The following is a 15,885-nucleotide window of genomic DNA, read 5'->3' on the forward strand; positions in this document are numbered from 1 at the left end:
GACCAGCACTCTTTCAGATGATCAGCCGGACACGCCAACACCCTGCAGCGCGGCCCGCTGCTCTTCGACGTCATAGGTCGGCTCCGGGAACTGCGGGTCCATGTCGGTCAGCGTCTCGACCAGCAGCTCCGCAACTGCCCAATTCCGGTACCACTTGCGGTCGGCTGGCACGACGTACCACGGAGCGTGCGCGGTCGACGTGCGCTTCAACACGTCGGCGTACGCCTTCTGATACGCGGGCCACTGCCGTCGCGCCTCGATGTCCGACGGGTCGAACTTCCATCGTTTCTCGGGCCGGTCCAGCCGCGCGGTGAGCCGGCGAAGCTGCTCCTCCGGCGAGATGTGCAGGAACACCTTCACCACGGCGGTGCCGCTGTCGGTCAGCTCCTTCTCGAACGCGTTGATCTGCGTGTAGCGCTTCCGTCGCTCGGCCGCCGAGAGCTGGCCGAGCACGCGCGGCACGAGCACGTCCTCGTAATGCGAGCGGTCGAACACGCCGAGGTGGCCCGGCGACGGGAGCTTCTTGCGGATGCGCCACAGGAAGTCGTGCTTGAGCTCGGCGGCCGTCGGCTTCTTGAACCCGGCGTACTGCACGCCCATCGGGTTCACCAGGCCGAGCACGTGCCCGACGGTGCCGCCCTTGCCGGAAGTGTCCATGCCCTGCAACACGAGCAGCACGCTGCGGGCACCGCCGCCGATGCCCTCCGCGTACAGCGCCTCCTGCAACCCGGCCAGCTGTTCCCCGGCGGACTCGAGTTTCTTGCCGCCCTTCGCCTTCTTTTCCGGCCCCACCGGCGACGAAGCCGGGTCCGGCAGCTCGCCGCCCGCCCGGAGCGCGTCGCGGACCCGGTTTCCGTTCTGCTGCTTCTTCGCCATCCCGGGACGATAACCGCGGGCACTGACAATCCCGGGGACCTCTCCGCCGGTGTCATCTGGTCGAGCGAGCGGCGCAGCGAATCGCCGGCAAGACCCCTCGATTGCGCAACGAACGACGGGGGAAAGCAACGTTTCCCGGCTGAACTCCCCGCGAACGGCCTCTAGCCTGAACGCATGACAGCGTCCGTCCAGCCTGCCGGCACCGCGCGTCCCTCCTCCTCCGACGGCTTCATCGCGCTCGACGAGCAATGGAGCACGCACAACTACCATCCGCTGCCGGTCGTGATCGCCGAAGCCGAGGGCGCTTCGGTGACCGACGTGGCCGGCAAGTCCTATCTGGACTTCCTGTCCGGCTACTCCGCGCTCAACTTCGGCCACCGCAACCCCGAGCTGATCGCCGCCGCGACCGAGCAGCTGGGCCGCGTCACGCTCACCTCCCGCGCCTTCCACCACGACCAGCTGGGCCTGTTCTGCCGCGAGCTCGCCGAGCTGACCGGGACCGAGATGGTGCTGCCGATGAACTCCGGGGCCGAGGCCGTGGAGTCCGCGGTGAAGGTGGCGCGCAAGTGGGCGTACCAGGTCAAGGGCGTTCCGGCGGGCACGGCGGAAATCGTGGTCGCGGCGTCGAACTTCCACGGCCGCACCACCACCATCGTCTCGTTCTCCGACGACGAAACCGCGCGCGCCGACTACGGGCCCTTCACGCCGGGCTTCGTCCAGGTGCCGTACGGCGATGCCGAAGCGTTGAAGGCAGCCATCACGCCGCGCACCGCAGCCGTGCTGATGGAGCCGATCCAGGGCGAGGCAGGCGTCGTCGTGCCGCCCGAAGGGTTCTTCGCCGCAGTGCGACGGCTGTGCGACGAGAACAACGTGCTGATGATCGCCGACGAGATCCAGTCCGGTCTCGCCCGCACCGGCACTGTGCTGGCGCTGGAGCACGAAGGCGTCCGCGCTGACCTGTACACGCTGGGCAAGGCCCTCGGCGGCGGCATCGTCCCGGTGTCGGCGGTGGTCGGCGGCCGCGACGTGCTGGGCGTGCTGAAGCCCGGCGAACACGGCTCGACCTTCGGCGGCAACCCGCTGGCTTGCGCGGTCGGCCGCGCCGTCGTGCGGATGCTGCAGACCGGCGAGTACCAGAAGCGGTCCACCGAACTCGGAGCGCACCTGCACGAACGGCTCGCGAAGCTGGTCGGCGACGGCGTGTCGGAGGTGCGCGGACGCGGTCTGTGGGCAGGCGTCGACATCGCGCCCGGCGGCCCTACCGGACGGGAGGCGTCCGAGGCGTTGGCCGGGTTGGGCGTGCTGTGCAAGGAAACGCACGACCGCACGCTGCGCGTCGCGCCGCCGCTGGTGATCACCGAAGCCGAACTGGACCGCGGCATCGACGCGATCGCCCAGGTCGTGCGCGGCTGACCTGCTCGGTGACCGCCGTTTTCCGGGCGGCGGTCACCGGGTGGGCATCACCGCGACCGTCGACCCGTCCGGCGACGCGGTCACCTCGATGCCGCGGCCGTACTCGTCCTCGACGGACGTGGTCAGGCTCCACGTTCCGTCGTTTTCCCTGAGCGCCACCGAAATCTTGTCGCGAGGAAAGCCGGGCATGCGCTCGTCCACCTTCGCGAGAATCGCGGGCAGCGCTTTCGGGGACAGCTGCGACAACGCGAACAGCGGTGCGCCCGGATCCGGCTGGATCGGTGAGGGCCGGTGTTCGACGAGACGGCCGCGATACCAGTCGTAGTCGTCCGAAGTGCCCGGACCCGGGCCAGGCACCTGGAACTCGACGTGGTCGGTCCGGATGATCGCCTCGTACGCTTCCTGACGGCCGCTCAGCTTGGTCAGCAACTCGGCGACCTGCGGGAAACCGTTCTCCGTGAACGCGTCCGCGGTGAGCGCCGGTACGCCCTTCGCGTCCGCGACCAACTGCCGGTCGCTGTCGTTGGCCGACCGGACTGTCATGGTGATCCCGACGTCCTCGCGGCGGATGCTCACGCGCGCGTCCGCCGGGTCTCCGCCGAAACTCGCGACGAGGCCGGGTATCGCGGCGAAATCGACCTCGTTCGCGGCGAATTGCTTGTCCGGCTTGCCAGTGCTGATCGAGTCGCGTTTAACCGTGCCGCCGCGATAGCTGAGGAATGCGCCGGGAACGGTGGCGCGCAACTGGTCCGCTTCCACTGTCAGGTCTTCGAAACGCTCGCTCTCGGCGGACAGCTTCGCCACTCCAGCGCGCAAATCTTCTGCAGTGAACAGGTTCGGCGGGGAGAGAAGCTGACCGAGGACGTCGTCACGGATAGGCACCAGCAGCGCCGCCGCGATGACGACCGCGCTCACCACCGCCATCGCCAGCCGCCCGACGACATTCCCTTGCCGCGCTTCGGGTTCCGGCGTGCGCTCATCGCCGATGACCCCGACCTGCCACGGCCGCTCAGTCCATTCCCGCGGCGGGTCGGCATCCACCACGACCACCCCGGCGTACCGCGGACTCTGCTTGACCACGACGACCGTGCCCGGCTGATACGCCGCGGACCGCACCGGATGGATCAACTCCCGAGCCGTCGCCCGGTACGCGGCCTCGTTCGGCGGCGCGACAACCAGCTTCAACTCGGTCACATAGGCGTCGTTGACCTGCGTCCCAGTCGTCTTCAGACGTTCGATCTTGGCGAGCGCACGATCGCCGTGCTTCTGGACGAACCGCCTGCTCTGCGGGGACGCGGTCCCGTGCAGCGACCGGGCGATGCTGCCGAGGATCAGCACCATGATCGTGAGGCTGACGCCGACCGACCCGGCCGCGATGTACCAGCCGTAACCGAGGACGAACCCGCCGACCACGCCCGCGATCGCGAGCCCGAGCGGCACCGCGTACCCCAGCCGCAGGAAGCGGATCAGCCGGATCACCGGCGACCGCCGCGGTTCGGGTGAATTGAGCACAATGGGTGTTTACTGCACTCCGCGTGAAGACACCAGAGGTGATGCTCACACAGAGTGTCCGCCTCAGGTCGAGGTCACCTCGACGCCGCTCAACGCGTTGTTGTCCTGCTGCTGCCCGTCGCCGCCCGGCACGGTCGGGATGTCGCCGGTGCTGAGACCGGACAGGTAAAGCCCGGCCGCGGCACCGGCTTCCGCGGACTGCCGTTTGCGGCGGGCAGTTTCGATCCTCGTCACCACGACCTGGCGAGCGCCGCCGGGCAGCTGCACCACCGCGTTCGCGCCGACCTGGACCGTGCCGTCGGTGACCGTGCCGGTGACCACGATGCCCCGCGTCGGGATCTGGTAGATCTCGGAGATCCGGAAGCGGAACGGGCCGGACGGGGTTTCGGCCGGACGGCGCGAGAACAGCGACATGGGACAAGCATCGCATCACGGCGGTTACCCGGTGCTCACCGGCTGGCCGCCGCGTGGACTGCCGCAGCCAGCCGGTCGTGTTCGGGATAGGACCAGGTCGCGGAGAACTGCCGCCGCGTGTACCCGAACGCGATGCCGGTGCGCGGATCCACAAAGGACTCAGACCCGGCGGATCCGTTGTGCCCGAACGCATTCGCGCTGAGGAACGGATACCGCAACCCCTTCGCCTGAAACCCGAGCGCGTACTGGCCCGCGTCCCCGGTCACCAGGTCGCGGCCGGTGGAATGAAGCATCGCGAACTCGCCGAGCGTGCCAGGTTCGAGCAGCGGCGGCCGTCCGTCCAAACCGGACACCGCAGCCGCGTACAGCCCAGCCAGCCCCCGCGCGCTGCCGACCCCACCAGCGGAAACCTGCCCGAGCGCCCGCACCCGCCGCGTGTTGACGAACGCCACCTGATCAAGCGGCGGCGTCGAATCGAGCCCGTAGCCGATGCCGCCCAAGCTGTACGGACTCGGGACGTACGCCTGGAACGCCGCGAGTTCCTCGGCGCTGGCCTCCCCCGCCAGCACCTCGCGGTACCGGTGATCCTCCTGCTCGGGCAGCCCGAGGTACAGGTCCAAGCCGTACGGCTCCCTGATCCGCGTCTCGAAGTGCTCCTGCACCGACCGCCCGGAGACCCGCCGGACCACCTCCGCGACGATCGCGAACCCGGCGAATCCGCTGTAGCCGTACGCAGATCCCGGCCGCCAGAACGGCCGCTGCCCGGCCAGCCGTCGCGCGATCACCCGATCGTCCGCGAGCTCCTCGGCGGACAGCCCGCCGTCCGCCCCGATCACGCCGGAACGATGGGTCAGCACGTCGCGCACCGTGATCCCGCCCTTGCCCGCAGCGGCGAACTCCGGCCAGTGGCGCGCGACCGGCTCGTCCAGGTCCAGCACGCCGTCCTGCACGAGCAACGCCACCACCAGCGTGGTCGCCCCCTTGGTCGAGGAATAGACGCCGGTCAGCGTCTCGCCCGTGACGTCGCCCGCCCAGAGATCAACCACCAGCCGCCCGTGCACGCGGACCGCCAACTGCACACCCGCACTCGCCTCAGCCGCGGTGACGAACTCCTCGCGGACCGCCTCGAAGCCGTCCGCGACAGTCCCGTGGATTTCGGTGTCCCCCATCAGCCCCCCCCCAATCAGTGTCGAAAGAAGGACCCGCGCGCCGCGGTGAATGTGACTAGGCTCCGATCTGTGACCGCTAGGCGGACTCTCGCCCTCTTCGCCGCGCTCTGCGCGCTCGCCACGCTTGCGTTGGGACTGCTAGTCGCGCCCTACGCGCCGGGCACAGTGGACCAATGGGCCGAGAGGCACGCCTCGACGCTGAGCCCGGCCCTGCTCAACACACTCGTGCTGCCGACCGAGCCGTACGTGCTCATCCCCGCCGTCGTCGTCATCGCCGGAATCTGCCTCTACCAACGCAATCGCCTGGACGCACTACTCGCCGTGGCAGGCCCACTCGTCGCCATCGCGCTGAACAGCTGGGCGCTGAAACCCGCCTTCGACCGCTGGAAAGGCGGCACGCTCGCCTACCCCAGCGGCCACACCGTCAGCCTGCTAGCCGTGCTGACTGTCATAGTGCTGCTGGTGCGGTTCAAGGCTCTCGCCGTTGCGGTAGGCGCAGTGCTGGTCTGCTGCGCAGCCATCGGCATGATCGGCCTCGGCTACCACTACCTGACCGACATCGTCGGCGGCGTCTGCTTCGCCCCCGCAGTGGTCACCGCGCTGCGGGCGGCGCTGTCATCGCGTCGCGCGCGAGAGCCGTCAACCGGCTGATCGCACGCAGGTACTTCTTGCGGTAACCGCCGTTCAGCATCTCCTCGCCGAACAGCTCGGGCAGCGGCACGCCGGACACGACCACCGGAATCGCCCGGTCGTACAGCCGGTCCGCCAACGCGACCAGCCGAAGCCCGACCATCTGGTCCGGCACCGGCGTCACGTGCTTGAGGTGGACCCGCCGCACCCCGTCGAGCAGCTTCCCGTAGCGCGAGGGGTGCAGGCGCTCGAGATGCGTCATCAACGCGCTGAATTCGTCCACAGTGGACCCTTCGTGCGCGGCCGCGGAAGCGTCAATCTCCTCGTCGCTGACCGGCGGAGGCGCATCCGGCAGCCCGCGGTGCCGGTAGTCGGGCCCGTCGACGCGGACGACGCCGAACCGCCGCGACAACGCCTGGATCTCGCGCAGGAAGTCCTCCGCCGCGAACCGCCCCTCGCCGAGCTTGTCCGGCAGGGTGTTGGAGGTCGCCGCGACGTAGACGCCCGCGTCGGTGAGTTCCTGCAGCAGCCGGCTGACCAGCGTGGTGTCGCCGGGATCGTCGAGCTCGAACTCGTCGATCGCCAGCAGCCGGTGTTCGGACAGCCGCGCGACCGCGTTGGCGAACCCCAGCGCGCCGACGAGGTGCGTCAGCTCGACGAACGTCCCGTACGCCTTGGGCCCAGGAGTCTCGTGCCACGTCGACGCGAGGAGGTGGGTTTTGCCGACGCCGAAGCCGCCGTCGAGGTAAAGCCCCATCGGCCCGTCCGGAATCGCCGCCCCGCCGCCGAAGAGCGACCGCAGGCGGGATTTTTTGGCCTTCGCCGCCCCGATCCGCGAAGCGAACGCGGAACACGCTTCGACCGCGGCCGCCTGGCTGGGCTCGTCCGGGTTGGGCAGGTAAGTGGAAAACCGAGCCTCGCCAAACCGCGGCGGCGGCACGAGGGACGCGATCAGCTCGTCGGCCCCAAGCTCGGGAAACCGGTCGGTCAGCGCAGCTGCGGGCATGGTGGAAGAGCCTATCCGGACGGCCCCGGCCCCTTGGGCGCGCCTCGGCCGGGCGGGGAAGGGCAAATCCGCCGGTCGGAGCCGCCTTCGGGCGCAGAGGGGGCCAGTAAGGCGGGCTGCGTGTGGTGACTGTCACCGGGGTGCGGCGCTGGTCAGGCGCTTTGGTGCCGGGTCTGGTCTGCACTGCGGGGGGGGGTGGGTGGCGAAATGGCTCGGCCCGGGACTGCGGCACCGGAGCAGCCGCTTGACCAGACGAGCGCGAGCGGCGAGGTCACTGGTACCTCAGCAGCGACCGAGCGACGCGAATCTTCCCGGCGCAGTGGCATGGCACCGCAGCAGTGGACCAAGCCGCTGCAAACGGCGGCTGCCGCCCAGCACCACGGTGCCGATCCGAGCCGCGCGATTAGACCGGCCGCATGGCCAGATTGCCCAGCACCGCGGCACTGGCCCGAGGCGCGTGACCAAGCCCGGCGCAAACGGCGAAGTGGCCGGGCACCGGGCCAAGCGGCATGGCCAGATCGGTGCAGTGGCCACTCGCCGCAGTACTGAACCAAGCCGCGCGACCAGGCCGCTGGAAACTGCGAGGTCGCCCGCCACCGCGGCAGTGGGATCAAGGTGCGCCACCGCCCGGCGCGAATAGCGAGGCGGCGGCCGTTCCGCTGTGCTGGAGCGGGCTGCGTCGTGGTCCGGTAGGAGCGGCGGGATCGTGGCGGGCGAGGTCGGTCATCGGCGTGCGGACCAGCGGCGCTTCCGCCGAGGCAGCCATCGCGCGAGGGTCAGTAGGTGGGCTGCCAGTCGGATGCGGTGCGTCGCGGGGCGGGCCGGACTGACTGGAGACTCACCCATTCGAGGGATGCCGCGTGAGTTTTCGCCCGGTCGGGAGGTCCTTTCGGAGGGCACGTCTCCGGCGCCGCGGGCCGCTCGCGGTGACACTGGACGCGCCATGTCCGCATACAGGGAGCGAGGAACCATGCCGAGCGCGAACCGGCCCGATGTGCCTACTGCTGTCCCGTCTTCCGCGCTGGCGGCGGCTGACCAGACGGACACCGCGGGGCGCACCACGATCTCGTCGCTGGTCGTGCAGAAGATCGCGGTGCTGTCGACGCGCGAGGTCGCCGGGGTGCACGCGCTCGGCGGCGGGGTGTCGCGGGCGATCGGCGCCATCCGGGATCGGATCCCGGGGTCGGGCGCGACCTCCACCGCGGGCGTCTCGGTCGAGGTCGGCGAGAAGCAGGCCGCGATCGACCTCGACGTCGTCGTCGAGTACGGCGCGCGCATCGCGGAGGTCGCCCGCGACGTGCGGCGCAACGTCATCACCTCCGTCGAGCAGATCACCGGGCTCGAGGTGATCGAGGTCAACATCGCGGTCAACGACGTCCACCTGCCCGGCGAGGAAGACGAACCCGAGTCGAGCCGGGTCGAATGACCTCGTGATCGACCAGTGCTTCGGCCGCGGCACCCGCCCAGGCCCGGTCGCCAGGGGCACAAGTCGGGCAGCGGTCCTGAAGCACCGCGTGAGCCACAGCCGCGAAAACGCCCGCCAAACCGAACACCGGCAGCACCAGTAATCACCGCAGCACAGACATCCCAGGAGGGCGCACGTTGAACGCTACGCAGACCGGGATCCTCGCCGGGCTGATTCTCGGCCTGGCCGCCACACAGGGATTCACCGCTTTCCTGGTGACCTTCGCGGTCGGCATCATCGGGCTCGTGGTCGGCCGGGTCCTCGACGGCGAGCTCGACCTCGGCGACCTGTTCGGGAAGGGCCGAGACAAGTGACCCAGGCGGTCGAGGCAGGGCCGTCCCGCAACGACCTTCCGGAGCCCGCCGAGCGCGGTTCGCTGACCATCGCGCACGCCGTGGTGCGCAAGGTCGCGCAGCACGCCGCCGACCAGGTTCCCGGGACGATGCGCACCGAGCGCCGCGTCGCGGGGGTCAGCACCGGGACCACCGGCGCCTCCGCGAAGGTCGGCGGCTCGGACAACGACGTCGAGCTGTCCCTCGATCTCGCGTTGCGTTATCCGGTGCCAGTGCGCGAGGTGACCGGGCAGGTGCGCGAGAAGGTCGTCGAAGAGGTCGAACGCATCACCTCCTATCACGTGCGTTCGGTCGCGGTGACGGTCACCGCGTTGCTGCCGGACGTGCCGCCGAGGGTGCGATGATGCGCATCCTCGTCCGTCTTCTGTCCACGCTGCTCGGCCTGGCCGTCGCAGCCGGCGGCGCACTGCTGGCGCTCGAGGTCGGGTGGGCCTGGTGGCAGCCTGACAAGGAACCGCTGCTCGTGCCGTGGCCGCGGTGGAAAGCCGCGATCGCCGAGCTGGACTGGACCAGCACGCCAGTGCGGCTCACCGCGGGGATCGTCTTGCTCGCCGGGCTCGTGCTCCTGTTGCTGGCCCTCGGCGCGGGCGACCGAGCGGTGCGGATGACCGATCCCGCTGATGGCATCACCGTCAACACCTCGCCGCGAGCTCTTGCGCGCTTGGTCGGGCTGGCGGTGCGCGCTGAGGACAACGTGCGCGGCGCGTCCGTGACGGCCAGCTCCCGCCGGGTGCGCGTGCGCGCGACAAGCCGGTTGGAAAACGAGGAACAGCTGCGGCCGCGGCTGTTGGAAGCCGTCGCAGGGGTGCTGGACGACCTCCCGCTGCAGCGTCGTCCGAAGGTGTCCGTGGTCGTCGACTCTCCGAAGGACCGGTGATGAGCGCTTCCGCGGCGCGTCGCGCGCAAGGCCGTTCGTACGGCGCCGAGCGCACGCTGACCTCCCTGGTCGGCTTGCTCGGTGTGCTGGCTGGGGCCGGAGCGCTGGTGGTCGGCATGGGGTGGCTCGGGCAGTTCCGCGGGCACCGGCCGGTACTCGATCCGATCGCGGTCGGCTGGCTTGGCGACCACGCGCTGTACGCGCGGATCGGTGCGGTAGTGCTCGGGCTGCTGCTGCTCGTGTTCGGCCTATGGTGGTTTTTCCGTTCGCTGCGCCCGGAACGCCGTCCGGACCTCAAGCTCGACGAGACGATCGGCGCTGAACTCACCGTCACGGCCGGAGCGCTGGCCAACGCCGTGCAAACCGACGCGGAGAGCGTTGACGGGGTCACCCGGGCTCGCGTCCGTTCGGTGGGCACCGTGGCCGATCCGGCGTTGCGGATCACGCTCTGGCTGGCCGAGGGCGCGGAAGTCCGGCGGGTGTGGGAAGGCCTCGACGCGTACGTGTTGACGAGGGCCAGGGAATCGCTCGGCGTCGAGACCCTGCCGACCGCGGTGCGGCTCGAACTCGACACGACCGGCTCGGCACGCGTGCGCTGATCCCGCGTTTCGCCCAGAATGCCCGCATGGCGCTCCCTGTGCAGGCACCGATCAAGCCCATGCTGGCGAAGCCGGCGAAAGCCATTCCCGATTCCGGCGGGCTGCTGTTCGAACCGAAGTGGGACGGGTTCCGCTGCCTGGTTTTCCGGGACGGCGACGAGATCACCCTGCAGTCGCGCGCGGAGAAGCCGCTGAACCGGTATTTCCCGGAAGTCCTCGCCGCGCTGCGGGAATCCTTGCCGGAGCGCGTCGTGCTCGACGGCGAACTGGTGGTGGCCCGCGACGGCAAGCTCGATTTCGACGCGCTGACCGAGCGCATCCACCCGGCGGACAGCCGCGTCCAGCTGCTCGCCGAGCAATCGCCGGCGCAGTTCGTGGCTTTCGACGTGCTCGCGCTGGGCGACGAGTCGTTTGTGGACGAGCCGACCTCGGCGCGCCGCGAACGGCTCGAATCCCTGCCGGGCATCGCGCTGACGCCGGCGACGACCGATCCGGAGACCGCTCGGCGCTGGTTCGAGCTGTTCGAAGGGGCCGGATTGGACGGCGTGATCGGCAAGCCGCTGGACGAGCCGTATTCGCCGGGCAAGCGGGTTTTGTTCAAGTACAAGCATTCCCGCACCGCGGACTGCGTGCTGGCAGGCCTGCGCTGGCACGTGGACGGCGAGCCGGGCGAGGCGGTCGGCTCGTTCCTGCTGGGCTTGTACGACGAGAACGGGCTGCTGCACCACGTCGGCGTGGTCGGTTCGTTCCCGGTCGCGCGCCGCCGCGAGCTGGCTCAGGAGCTGGCCCCGTTGATCACGGACGGCGAAGGGCATCCGTGGCTGGGCGACGCGGTCCGCGAGAGCCAGCGGATCCCGGGCGGCATCACGCGCTGGCGGTCGAAGGAACAGCCGTGGGTGCCGCTGCGGCTGGAGCGCGTGGTGGAGGTCTCGTACGAGCACACGGAGGGCGGCTATCCGTCGCGCTTCCGCCACACCGCCCAGTTCGCGCGCTGGCGGCCGGACCGGGAGCCGTCGTCGTGCGGCTACTCGCAGCTGGACGAGCCTGCCCGGTACGACCTGTCGGCGGTGTTCCGGGGCGAGGTCGTGCGGACCCGCTGACCGGACACGCCGCAGGACCCGCTCACTGGCTTCCCACACCACGCGTGCCAAGCTCGTCCGAGAGTTCCGCCGAGCAGACGTGAGGACCAGCCCGTGCACCGCCGTTCCCCCAGCCGTTCCCGTACGCGCGCCCGGCTGGTGGCGGCGACGCTGGGAGTGCTCATGCTGGCCGGGTGCACCAGCGGACCTTCCGTGCGCCCCGCGGTGATCGACAACGACGGGCGCGCCACCACCGCGCCGCCCCCGAGCACCGCCGCGGTGCCGTTGCCGCCGCTGGCCGAGCCCAAGAAATCCGCCCTGCGATGGGCCAACTGCGACGCGGACACCCGGCAGCGGATGGCCGCTCCGGCGCTGCCCGATTCGCTGCACGTCAGCTGCGCGCGCATGACGTCCCCGCTCGACGCGCCCGAGGACTCGCAGCACCTGCTCGCCCGCATCTTCGTGCTGAAGGCGGGCGACGGACCGATCCCGCTCGTGGTGGTCAACGACGTCGGCGGCGAGCCGGGCTCGCTGTTCGCCGCGCGCCTGGCGACCCGGCTTCCGCCGGAGTTCCTCAAGAAGTTCTCGCTGATCGGCGTGGACCGGCGCGGCACCGGGCTGTCCGGCGGCGTGCAGTGCGTGCCGCTGGAAGTGCGTTCGGACCTGCTGGGCGCGGACCCGGCGCAGGGCGGTCTCGGCGAGGTGCTCGACGCGGCTCGCCGGGCCGGTCAGCAGTGCGCGCTCGACCTCGACACCGCGCAGACCGCGCTGGACAGCTGGCGTACCGCCGGGGACCTCGACCAGCTGCGCAAACAACTCGGCCTTGACCGGCTGAACGCGCTCGGCCGCGGTGACGGCTCGAAGGTGCTTTCGGAGTACGCGGTGCGCTACCCGGCGCAGGTCGGCCGCATGGTGCTGGACGGCATCCCGGACCCGGGCGCCGACCGGGCGGCGGTGCTCGATGCGGTGGCCGCCGGCGCACAGTCGACGTTCGACGCCTTCTCCGCGGACTGCGCCGCCCGCAACTGCCTGATGGGCGATGCGAAGGTCGCGCTGAAGACCGTGACCGACCGGCTCCGTACGTCCCCTGTGGACACTGACGACGGCGTGACGATGAGCCCCGGCGTGGCGACTTACGCGGTGTACCAAGGACTCGCCGACCGGTCGAACTGGCCCGCTCTCGCCGACGCGCTGAACGCCGCGAAGAACGGTGACGTCACCGCGCTGGCCAGCTTCGCGAATCCGATCGTCGCGGACGTCCGCGGCCGCACGTCGCGCATCGGCGGCACCATCGCGACCCGATGCAACGACTCGACCACGCGGCTGCCCGCCGATCAACTGGACCGCGCCGCCGCAAACATGCGCGCCAAGTACCCGCAGTTCGGCGCTGCGGTCGCCCAGGAACTCGCCTGGTGCGGCGCTTGGCCGGTCCGCCGCGAGGCGCTGCCTCCCGCCGGTGCGCCAGGCGCCCCGCCCATGCTGGTGGCCGCTACCGCCACCGACCCGGTCACGCCGCAGATCGGCACGACCCGGGCCGCGGACCAGATGCCCAGCGCCGTGACCGTCACGTGGCAAGGCGTCGCGCATGGCGCGGTCGGCCAGTCCTCCTGCGTCACCGCAGCCGCGCAAGCCTTCCTGATCGACGGCAAGATTCCGGACAACGGCACTCTCTGCCCGGCCTAGGGACCGGCCTGGCCGGCGACCTGCGAGACGGAGTACGCGCAGTCGGCCTGCTCTTTGGTGATCAGCCGCAGGTGCGGCCGCTTGGTGATCGCGGCGTCGCCGAGCAACAGGTTGGGCGCGGAGCCGCTCGCGCCGCGTGGTGTGCGCAGCGCGTCTGTCGAACGGCTCCCTCTCGCCGAGATAGCGCCGCCAGCCGCGCACCAGCCCGCTGATCCGGCTGAGCAATCCCCGCTGAGGTCTGAGGTGGCGGAACCGGGGCTGTCCCGCCGAAGTCGTCTCGAACACCCATCCAGTATCTCGAACACCTGTTCGACAGCGCATCGCTAGACCCGGCGGGATCCGCTCACCCACATGAGACCGAGATTTTCACCGGGAGTGCCGAAAACGCCGACAGCGCACCGAATTCCGCCACTCGCGACCAGAAAGGCAGCAAACGCGCGGGAGACGGTCCTAACGGGACACAGCAGGACTGGCAGCCGCCCAGGCCGCCTCGACCATCCGGAAAACCTCGTCCACCGCGGCCTCCGGGTCAGCCGCCTCGCGAGCCACCGAGTAGGCGTCGACCACGAACCGCGCGATCGCCCGGCACGCCGTCGGAGTCCGCTCGAGACCGGGATCGGCCGCCATCGCCGCGGCCAGCGACTCCGCGTGCCGCAGCCGCATCGATTCCTCGTACTCCCGCAGCGCGGGCGACCCGTCGATCATCCGCCAGACCGGCGCGACGCTGTCCGCGGTGCAATGCCGCACCAGCGCCTGGATCTCGTCGCGCAACGCCGGGATCAGCGCCTCCGCCGACGAGCGCCGCTCGACCGCGCCGCGCAGGTTTTCCTCGAAGTTGGAGTCCTGCTCGAAGACCAGCGCTTCCTTCGAGGCGAAATGCGAAAAGACCGTGGTCACGGCGACGTCGGCCTCGGCCGCGATGTCCCGGATCCCCACCTCGTCGTACCCGCGCTCGAGGAACAGCCGGAGCGCGGTGTCGGCGATCTTCTGGCGGGTCGCAGCCTTCTTGCGCTCGCGCCGCCCGGACGGCTCAGTCATCCGCGGATGCTATCAGTCACAAAATCCGACCGGTTGCCAAAAACTAACCGTTAGCTTTTGAAAAGCCTACTGCCGGTATCCTTCGACCTCGCCCACCGACCGGACCGAAGCCTCGTCCGGATCGTCGTCGAACTCGACCCTGGCCCGGCGCTGCCGCAGCAGGTCCCAGCACTGGTCGAGCTCCTCTTCGGCCCGGCGGAGCCGCTCCCGGTCGTCCGAGGACAGCCCGACCCCGATCGCCCGGTCGCGCAGTTCCTTCTCCTGCGCGATCAGCTCGTCGATCCGTCCCAAGATCCCGTCAGCCACATCAACCTCCAAGGAAACGTCGGACACCCACCAGGACGCTACCGCGCCCCGGGGAATTCCCCACCCGGTTCGTTCGTTGGACCACCCATGAGCACAGTGGAACTGACCGCGGACAACTTCGACCGGACCGTGACCGACAACGAGTTCGTGCTGATCGACTTCTGGGCAAGCTGGTGCGGCCCGTGCCGCCAGTTCGCGCCGGTGTTCGAGAAGGCGTCGGAAAAGCACAGCGACATCACCTTCACGAAGGTGGACACCGAAGCCGAGCAGCAGCTCGCCGCGGCGTTCAACATCCGCTCGATCCCGACGCTCGCCGTGATCCGCGACAAGACCCTCATCTACTCCCAGCCCGGCGCCCTTCCGGAAGCCGCGCTGGAGGACCTCATCCGCCAGGCCCGCGAGGTCGACATGGACGAGGTACGCAAGGCCGCCGCCGCGCAAGAAGCCGAGCAGGCCTGAGCCCGCTGCCACAGGCGCAACCCGGGGAAACACGAAGGCCCGGCACCCACCAGGGTGCCGGGCCTTCGCAGCGTTTCAGGACCGGGTGACGAGCCCGCGCAGGAAGAACGCGAGGTTCGCCGGACGCTCGGCCAGCCGGCGCATGAAGTAGCCGTACCACTCGTCGCCGCAGGGCACGTACACGCGCATCGTCTCGCCTTCGGCCGCGAGCCGCTTCTGCTCCTCGGGCCGGATGCCGTACAGCATCTGGTACTCGTGGTCGCCGGACGTGCGTCCGGCGTCGGCGGCGAGCTTGCCCGCGATCGCGATCATCCGCGGGTCGTGCGAGGCCACCATCGGGTAGCCCTTGCCCTCCATCAGCACGCGCAGGCAGCGCACGTAGGACTTGTCCACTTCGGACTTGTCCTGGAACGCCACCGACTCCGGCTCGGCGTAAGCGCCCTTGCACAGCCGCACGCGCGATCCGGGACCGGACAGCTCGCGGCAGTCCTGCTCGGTGCGGTGCAGGTAGGCCTGCAGGACCGCGCCCACCCACGGGTACTCGGCGCGCAGCTCGCGGAGGATGCCGAGCGTCGAGTCCGTGGTGGTGTGGTCCTCCATGTCGAGCGTCACCGTCGCGCCGACCGCTTCGGCCGCCGCGCAGATCTTCCGCGCGTTTTCGAGCGCGACGCCTTCGCCGTCGCCCGGCAGGAACTGCCCGACCGCGGACAGCTTTACCGAGACGTCCGCGCCCTTGGCGAGGCCCTGTTCGGACAGCGCCGTCAGCAACTCCTCGTACGCCTGCACGGTGGCGGTGGCCTGTGCGGCGTCGGTGGTGTCTTCGCCGAGGTGGTCGATGGTGATCTTCCGGCCGTCGGCGGCCAGTTCCCGTGCGGCGCGCACGGCGTCGGCGGTAGCCGAGCCGGACACGAACCGGCGCACTACGGACCGGGTGACCGGTACCGCTTCGACGAGCGCACGCATCCGCTGCGAACGAGCGGCGGCGAGCAACGGGGCACGCAGCATG

At 70.2% G+C, this 15,885-nt stretch carries 18 protein-coding genes; 10 read left to right on the plus strand and 8 right to left on the minus strand.

The window, feature by feature from the left end; all coding sequences use genetic code 11:
- Positions 1-21 precede the first annotated feature (21 nt).
- Positions 22-876: a PPK2 family polyphosphate kinase gene (locus EIZ44_RS26105; protein ID WP_134666363.1), complete on the minus strand. Its 855-nt coding sequence runs from the start codon at positions 874-876 to the stop codon at positions 22-24.
- A 174-nt stretch (positions 877-1,050) separates the two neighbouring features.
- Here EIZ44_RS26105 and rocD point away from each other — a divergent pair, with 174 nt between their 5' ends.
- A complete protein-coding gene (rocD, locus tag EIZ44_RS26110) occupies positions 1,051-2,289 on the plus strand; it encodes an ornithine--oxo-acid transaminase (protein ID WP_134731759.1) in 1,239 nt (412 codons plus the stop codon).
- A gap of 33 nt (positions 2,290-2,322) precedes the next feature.
- Here the strand turns inward: rocD and EIZ44_RS26115 are convergent, their stop codons facing one another.
- The 3 genes from EIZ44_RS26115 to EIZ44_RS26125 form a co-directional block, all read right to left on the minus strand.
- Positions 2,323-3,801, minus strand: a complete 1,479-nt coding sequence (locus EIZ44_RS26115) for a hypothetical protein (RefSeq protein WP_134731761.1) — start codon at positions 3,799-3,801, stop codon at positions 2,323-2,325.
- 63 nt (positions 3,802-3,864) lie between these two features.
- A complete protein-coding gene (locus EIZ44_RS26120) occupies positions 3,865-4,215 on the minus strand; it encodes a hypothetical protein (protein WP_134731763.1) in 351 nt (116 codons plus the stop codon).
- Between the two features lie 35 nt (positions 4,216-4,250).
- Entirely contained in the window at positions 4,251-5,384 is a 1,134-nt protein-coding gene (locus EIZ44_RS26125) for a serine hydrolase domain-containing protein (protein WP_134731765.1), read from the minus strand.
- Between the two features lie 69 nt (positions 5,385-5,453).
- On the opposite strand from EIZ44_RS26125, the gene EIZ44_RS26130 reads away from it, so the two are divergent.
- Positions 5,454-6,035: a phosphatase PAP2 family protein gene (locus tag EIZ44_RS26130; protein WP_240691419.1), complete on the plus strand. Its 582-nt coding sequence runs from the start codon at positions 5,454-5,456 to the stop codon at positions 6,033-6,035.
- On the opposite strand, the gene zapE is transcribed toward EIZ44_RS26130, so the two are convergent.
- Entirely contained in the window at positions 5,977-7,020 is a 1,044-nt protein-coding gene (gene zapE, locus EIZ44_RS26135; protein ID WP_134731769.1) for a cell division protein ZapE, read from the minus strand. The two genes, EIZ44_RS26130 and zapE, sit on opposite strands and share 59 nt — an antisense overlap.
- A 970-nt stretch (positions 7,021-7,990) precedes the next feature.
- Between zapE and EIZ44_RS26140 the strand changes: the two genes are divergently transcribed.
- The 7 genes from EIZ44_RS26140 to EIZ44_RS26170 all read left to right on the plus strand — a co-directional run bounded on the left by EIZ44_RS26140 (position 7,991) and on the right by EIZ44_RS26170 (position 13,076).
- Positions 7,991-8,446, plus strand: coding sequence for an Asp23/Gls24 family envelope stress response protein (locus tag EIZ44_RS26140; RefSeq protein WP_205673305.1), 456 nt, complete (start codon positions 7,991-7,993; stop codon positions 8,444-8,446).
- Between the two features lie 176 nt (positions 8,447-8,622).
- On the plus strand, positions 8,623-8,799 hold the full coding sequence (locus tag EIZ44_RS26145; protein WP_009075692.1) for a hypothetical protein: 177 nt from the start codon (positions 8,623-8,625) through the stop codon (positions 8,797-8,799).
- Entirely contained in the window at positions 8,796-9,182 is a 387-nt protein-coding gene (locus EIZ44_RS26150; protein WP_134731771.1) for an Asp23/Gls24 family envelope stress response protein, read from the plus strand. The genes EIZ44_RS26145 and EIZ44_RS26150 overlap by 4 nt, the downstream gene beginning before the upstream one ends.
- On the plus strand, positions 9,182-9,715 hold the full coding sequence (locus tag EIZ44_RS26155) for a DUF6286 domain-containing protein (protein ID WP_134731773.1): 534 nt from the start codon (positions 9,182-9,184) through the stop codon (positions 9,713-9,715). The genes EIZ44_RS26150 and EIZ44_RS26155 overlap by 1 nt, the downstream gene beginning before the upstream one ends.
- Complete coding sequence (locus EIZ44_RS26160) at positions 9,715-10,314, plus strand: Asp23/Gls24 family envelope stress response protein (RefSeq protein ID WP_134731774.1); 600 nt, start codon at positions 9,715-9,717, stop codon at positions 10,312-10,314. Before EIZ44_RS26155 ends, EIZ44_RS26160 begins: the two co-directional genes overlap by 1 nt.
- Before the next feature lie 26 nt (positions 10,315-10,340).
- Positions 10,341-11,414 (plus strand): ATP-dependent DNA ligase, encoded by a 1,074-nt coding sequence (locus EIZ44_RS26165; protein ID WP_134731776.1) that lies wholly within the window; start codon positions 10,341-10,343, stop codon positions 11,412-11,414.
- Positions 11,415-11,576: 162 nt separating this feature from the next.
- Positions 11,577-13,076: an alpha/beta hydrolase gene (locus tag EIZ44_RS26170; protein WP_167754284.1), complete on the plus strand. Its 1,500-nt coding sequence runs from the start codon at positions 11,577-11,579 to the stop codon at positions 13,074-13,076.
- Positions 13,077-13,526: 450 nt separating this feature from the next.
- On the opposite strand, the gene EIZ44_RS26175 is transcribed toward EIZ44_RS26170, so the two are convergent.
- Together EIZ44_RS26175 and EIZ44_RS26180 are read right to left on the minus strand one after the other, a co-directional pair.
- Positions 13,527-14,114 (minus strand): TetR/AcrR family transcriptional regulator, encoded by a 588-nt coding sequence (locus tag EIZ44_RS26175; RefSeq protein ID WP_134731778.1) that lies wholly within the window; start codon positions 14,112-14,114, stop codon positions 13,527-13,529.
- A 66-nt stretch (positions 14,115-14,180) separates the two neighbouring features.
- A complete protein-coding gene (locus EIZ44_RS26180) occupies positions 14,181-14,420 on the minus strand; it encodes a DUF2630 family protein (protein WP_037819206.1) in 240 nt (79 codons plus the stop codon).
- An 87-nt stretch (positions 14,421-14,507) separates the two neighbouring features.
- On the opposite strand from EIZ44_RS26180, the gene trxA reads away from it, so the two are divergent.
- Complete coding sequence (trxA, locus tag EIZ44_RS26185; protein WP_134731780.1) at positions 14,508-14,879, plus strand: thioredoxin; 372 nt, start codon at positions 14,508-14,510, stop codon at positions 14,877-14,879.
- A 75-nt stretch (positions 14,880-14,954) separates the two neighbouring features.
- On the opposite strand, the gene EIZ44_RS26190 is transcribed toward trxA, so the two are convergent.
- Positions 14,955-15,884: a proline dehydrogenase family protein gene (locus EIZ44_RS26190; RefSeq protein WP_043838311.1), complete on the minus strand. Its 930-nt coding sequence runs from the start codon at positions 15,882-15,884 to the stop codon at positions 14,955-14,957.
- Between the last annotated feature and the right edge of the window lies 1 nt (position 15,885).

Origin of the sequence: Amycolatopsis nivea, from assembly GCF_004522235.1 — a bacterium.
In the GTDB taxonomy this organism is placed as follows: Bacteria; Actinomycetota; Actinomycetes; order Mycobacteriales; family Pseudonocardiaceae; genus Amycolatopsis; species Amycolatopsis nivea.

Excerpts from the sequence above, each read along its gene's own strand:
- EIZ44_RS26175 (WP_134731778.1), bottom strand. The coding sequence starts at position 14,114 with ATGACTGAGCCGTCCGGGCGGCGCGAGCGCAAGAAGGCTGCGACCCGC.
- rocD (WP_134731759.1), top strand. The coding sequence starts at position 1,051 with ATGACAGCGTCCGTCCAGCCTGCCGGCACCGCGCGTCCCTCCTCCTCC.
- zapE (WP_134731769.1), bottom strand. The coding sequence starts at position 7,020 with ATGCCCGCAGCTGCGCTGACCGACCGGTTTCCCGAGCTTGGGGCCGAC.
- EIZ44_RS26120 (WP_134731763.1), bottom strand. The coding sequence starts at position 4,215 with ATGTCGCTGTTCTCGCGCCGTCCGGCCGAAACCCCGTCCGGCCCGTTC.
- EIZ44_RS26125 (WP_134731765.1), bottom strand. The coding sequence starts at position 5,384 with ATGGGGGACACCGAAATCCACGGGACTGTCGCGGACGGCTTCGAGGCG.
- trxA (WP_134731780.1), top strand. The coding sequence starts at position 14,508 with ATGAGCACAGTGGAACTGACCGCGGACAACTTCGACCGGACCGTGACC.
- EIZ44_RS26170 (WP_167754284.1), top strand. The coding sequence starts at position 11,577 with ATGCTGGCCGGGTGCACCAGCGGACCTTCCGTGCGCCCCGCGGTGATC.
- EIZ44_RS26140 (WP_205673305.1), top strand. The coding sequence starts at position 7,991 with ATGCCGAGCGCGAACCGGCCCGATGTGCCTACTGCTGTCCCGTCTTCC.
- EIZ44_RS26165 (WP_134731776.1), top strand. The coding sequence starts at position 10,341 with ATGGCGCTCCCTGTGCAGGCACCGATCAAGCCCATGCTGGCGAAGCCG.
- EIZ44_RS26160 (WP_134731774.1), top strand. The coding sequence starts at position 9,715 with ATGAGCGCTTCCGCGGCGCGTCGCGCGCAAGGCCGTTCGTACGGCGCC.
- EIZ44_RS26105 (WP_134666363.1), bottom strand. The coding sequence starts at position 876 with ATGGCGAAGAAGCAGCAGAACGGAAACCGGGTCCGCGACGCGCTCCGG.
- EIZ44_RS26190 (WP_043838311.1), bottom strand. The coding sequence starts at position 15,884 with ATGCTGCGTGCCCCGTTGCTCGCCGCCGCTCGTTCGCAGCGGATGCGT.
- EIZ44_RS26155 (WP_134731773.1), top strand. The coding sequence starts at position 9,182 with ATGCGCATCCTCGTCCGTCTTCTGTCCACGCTGCTCGGCCTGGCCGTC.